Here is a 3,786-nt window from a genome sequence, read left to right on the forward strand (position 1 = left end):
CCCCCGCACCGCGCCCACCGCCGCCGCACCCTCGCGAATTCCCGCTCCGGACACTTTCCGAAACGTTGACCCGGGCACCGGCCGGAATGCCGGACCGAACGTTGACATGCACCGGTCGCACGGTGAATTCTGATGCTCGAATCTCCGGAGTTTCAATCATGTCTGCGCAGGCATTGCCTATTTCACTGTTCGGTACGAACGGAGAACACTCCTTGCGGATACTCAAGAACCGTCCCGGCCGGGCGGCTGCCGGCACGCTCTCGGTGATCGTCCTCGCACTCACCGCCCTGACCGCCCCCGCCCCACGGGCACAGGCCGAGGCCACGCCCTCGGGCACGCTGGACAGCACCACGAAGAACGTGACATGGCAGAGCCCGGTCTACGCCAAGGGCACCGTCGACTCCCCCGCCAAGTGCGGCACGGCCGCCGAGGACCCCGAGAACGCGGTCTGCGCCCGGTTCGACCTGACCGTCGACCCGCCCGAGGGCCAGTGGGACGACAACCCCGAGGGCGGTGTCCCCGTCTCCATCCAGTGGGAGACGCCCACGGACGACTTCGACATGTACATCTACGACTCGGCCGGCAAACAGGTGGCCTCCAGCGCCGGCACCGCGGACCCCGAGTCCGCGGTCGTCCCGAAGGCCTCCGGGACGTACCACGTGGTGGTCGTCCCCTACGACGTGCACAACAATTCCTTCACCGGAAAGGCGTACCTCCCCGAGGCCACCGACGCCGGGAACCTCACCGGCTTCAGCGGCTCGCACGGCAGGTACGAGATCGCGGCCGGTGACCTCAGGGCCCGCGCCGAGTTCTTCACCGACGACACACTGCGGCTGCAGGCATCCCCGGACGGCGTACTCGCCGACCCGAAGGACAGCCACATGATCCGGCGGCAGCCCACCGCGCAACCGCACACCAAGTCCTTCGACGCGGGCACCTATTACGGCATCCGTTCCAAGGGCGTGGTGCTGCGCGTGTACAAGAAGCCGCTGCGCTTCGGCCTCTACAGGGCGGACAACCGCACGGCCGTCTGGCAGGAGGCCGATCCGCTGCGCTGGACCGGCGGCGGCATGCGGCAGAGCCTGAAGCGCGGGGCCGACGAGCAGTTCTTCGGCGGCGGCGAGCAGAACGGCAGCTTCTCCCACCGCGACCGGGTCATGAACGTGGGCAACAACACCAACTGGAACGAGGGCGGTTACAACAACTCCCAGCCGTTCTACCTCTCCACGGCCGGCTACGGCGTGTTCCGCAACACCATGACGCCCGGCATCTACGACTTCGCCTCCCCGGTGAGGACCGGTCAGCAGGAACGGCGCCTGGATGCGTACTACTTCACCGGTGACACCAAGACGGTCATCGGCAAGTACACCTCCCTGGTGGGCAAGCCGTTCATGCCTCCGGTGTACGGGCTGGAGCCCGGCTCCGCCGACTGCTATCTCCACAACGCCAACCGGGGCGAGCGCCACACCCTGGACGCGTTGAAGGTCTCCGACAGCTATGCCGGAAACGGCATGCCGCTCGGCTGGATGCTCGTCAACGACGGCTACGGCTGCGGTTACGAGAACCTCCCGGAGACGGGTACCGGGCTCAACAGGAACCACACCCAGCTCGGGCTCTGGACACAGAACGGTCTGCCCGACGAGGCCGCGGAGGCCAGGGCCGGGGTACGCGTCCGCAAGCTGGACGTCGCCTGGGTCGGCGGCGGCTACGGCTTCGCGCTGGACGCCTGCGACCAGGCCAAGGCCGGCATCGAGAACAACAGCGACGCCCGCGGCTTCGTCTGGCTGCCCGTGTCCTGGGCCGGTGCGCAGCGCTGCGGTGTGCTGTGGAGCGGGGACCAGAGCCTGTCCTGGGACTTCATCCGCTGGCAGATCCCGACGTACGCCGGAGCGACCATGTCCGGCATCGCGTACAACACGGGAGACGTCGGCAGCATCTACCGTCACGACCCCGAGATGTATACCCGCGACCTCCAGTGGAAGGCGTTCCTCCCGGCCATCATGACCATGGACGGCTGGGCCAGTGACATCACCACCAAGCAGCCGCACGACCAGCAGCCGTGGCTGGACGGCGAGCCCTACACCTCCATCAACCGCAAGTACCTGATGCTGAAGGAGCGGCTGCTGCCGTACATGTACACCCTGTCGAAGGAAGCCACCACAACCGGTGTCGGCGCGGTCCGGCCGCTCGCGCTCGAATACCCCGACGACCCGGCGGCGCTCGGTCCGGACGCCAAGTACGAGTTCCTGGCCGGTCCCGACTTCCTGGTCGCGCCGGTGTACAGCGACACGGACGTCCGCAACGGCATCTACCTGCCGAAGGGCACCTGGACCGACTACTGGACGGGGAAGACGTACCGGGGCCCGACCACCGTCGACGGATACAGGGCGCCGCTCGACACCCTGCCGCTCTTCGTCAGGGGCGGCTCGATCGTGCCGATGTGGCCCGAGGGCACCGTGTCCTGGGAGTCGCGGGACCGGACCCGGCTCGGTTACGACATCCACCCGCAGGGCACCACCGAGTACACCCTCTATGAGGACGACGGCGTGACCCGGAAGTTCACCGAGGGAGCCTCGGCCACCCAGCACGTCCGGGTCCAGGCACCCGCCCGCGGCAGGAGCGGCGGCACCACCGTCAGGATCGGTGCGAGTGTGGGGAGTTACCGGGGCAAGGTGTCCGCCCGCGCGTACGACCTCACCGTGCACGGCGAGCACGCGCCCTCACAGGTCGTCATGGGCCACACCCGCCTGCACCGGGTGAACTCGGCGGCGGAGCTCGCGAAGGCCGGGTCGGGCTGGTTCACCGACCCGGCGACCGGCGTCACGCAGGTCAGAACACCGTCCGTCTCCACCGGGCGCGGCTTCACGGTCGAGCTGCGGAAGTAACCGGCCCGCACCGCCACATGGCCGGGGGCCGTCCAGGGACGGCCCCCGGCCCCTGCGCCGGACGCTACGGCTTGCGGGCAACCGCGCCGTAGATCGGCACCGGCCGGGTCTCCACCGGAAGCTCACCGAGGCTGAGTTCCGGATGCCAGTCGACGACCGGCACCAGGCCGGGCTCCAGTATTTCCAGCCCGTCGAAGAACCGGCCGATGGCCCGGTGCGACCTCGGCACGAGCGTCACACCGCCCGCCGCGTACGAGGCCACTCCCTTCGCCACGCTCTCGGGGTCGAAGTCACCGGTGAGCTGTGACAGCACCAGGCAGCTCCCGGGGGCGAGCCGCTCCATCAAGCGCTCCACCAGCGCGTACGCCCCCTCGCCCCGGCCCTCTCCCTCCCCGCCGTCCCCGTCGTCGACGAAGTGCAGCAGAGCAATGAGGGAGAGCGCGACCGGCCGGTCGAGATCGAGGACGTCGGCGGCGAGTCCGAGGATCCGCTCCGGCTGCCGCGCATCCGCGTCGAGGTACGCCGTCACTCCCTCGGCGGTCCCGCTCAGCAGCGCCCCGGCATGGGCCAGGACGATGGGGTCGTTGTCCACGTACACGACCCGGGCGTCGGGCGCCGTGCTCTGGACGATCTGGTGCAGGTTGGGCTCGGTGGGAATGCCGGAGCCGATGTCGAGGAACTGCCGTATCCCCTCCTCGCCCGCCAGCCGGCGCATCGCCCGGTGCATGAACCACCGGTTGTGGCGCGCGATGCGTTTCGTGTCCGGCGAGAGTCCGGCGATCTGCCTCCCGAGCTCCTCGTCGACGGGATAGTTGTCCTTCCCGCCGAGGAACCAGTCGTACACCCGCGCGGGATGCGGCCTGGTGGTGTCGATGCGGTCCGACGTCGGGTGGGCGGGAGG

General features: G+C 69.1%; 2 protein-coding genes. One reads left to right on the forward strand and one right to left on the reverse strand.

What is annotated here, in order from left to right; all coding sequences use genetic code 11:
* The first annotated feature begins 212 nt into the window (after positions 1-212).
* A complete protein-coding gene (locus AADR41_RS41475) occupies positions 213-2,885 on the forward strand; it encodes a glycoside hydrolase family 31 protein (protein ID WP_342287602.1) in 2,673 nt (890 codons plus the stop codon).
* 64 nt (positions 2,886-2,949) lie between these two features.
* On the opposite strand, the gene AADR41_RS41480 is transcribed toward AADR41_RS41475, so the two are convergent.
* Positions 2,950-3,786 (reverse strand): SAM-dependent methyltransferase (locus AADR41_RS41480; protein WP_342287604.1); only part of this gene is annotated, 837 nt, incomplete at its 5' end.

The sequence above is a fragment of the Streptomyces sp. CLV115 genome, assembly GCF_038448545.1.
GTDB lineage: Bacteria > Actinomycetota > Actinomycetes > Streptomycetales > Streptomycetaceae > Streptomyces > Streptomyces sanglieri.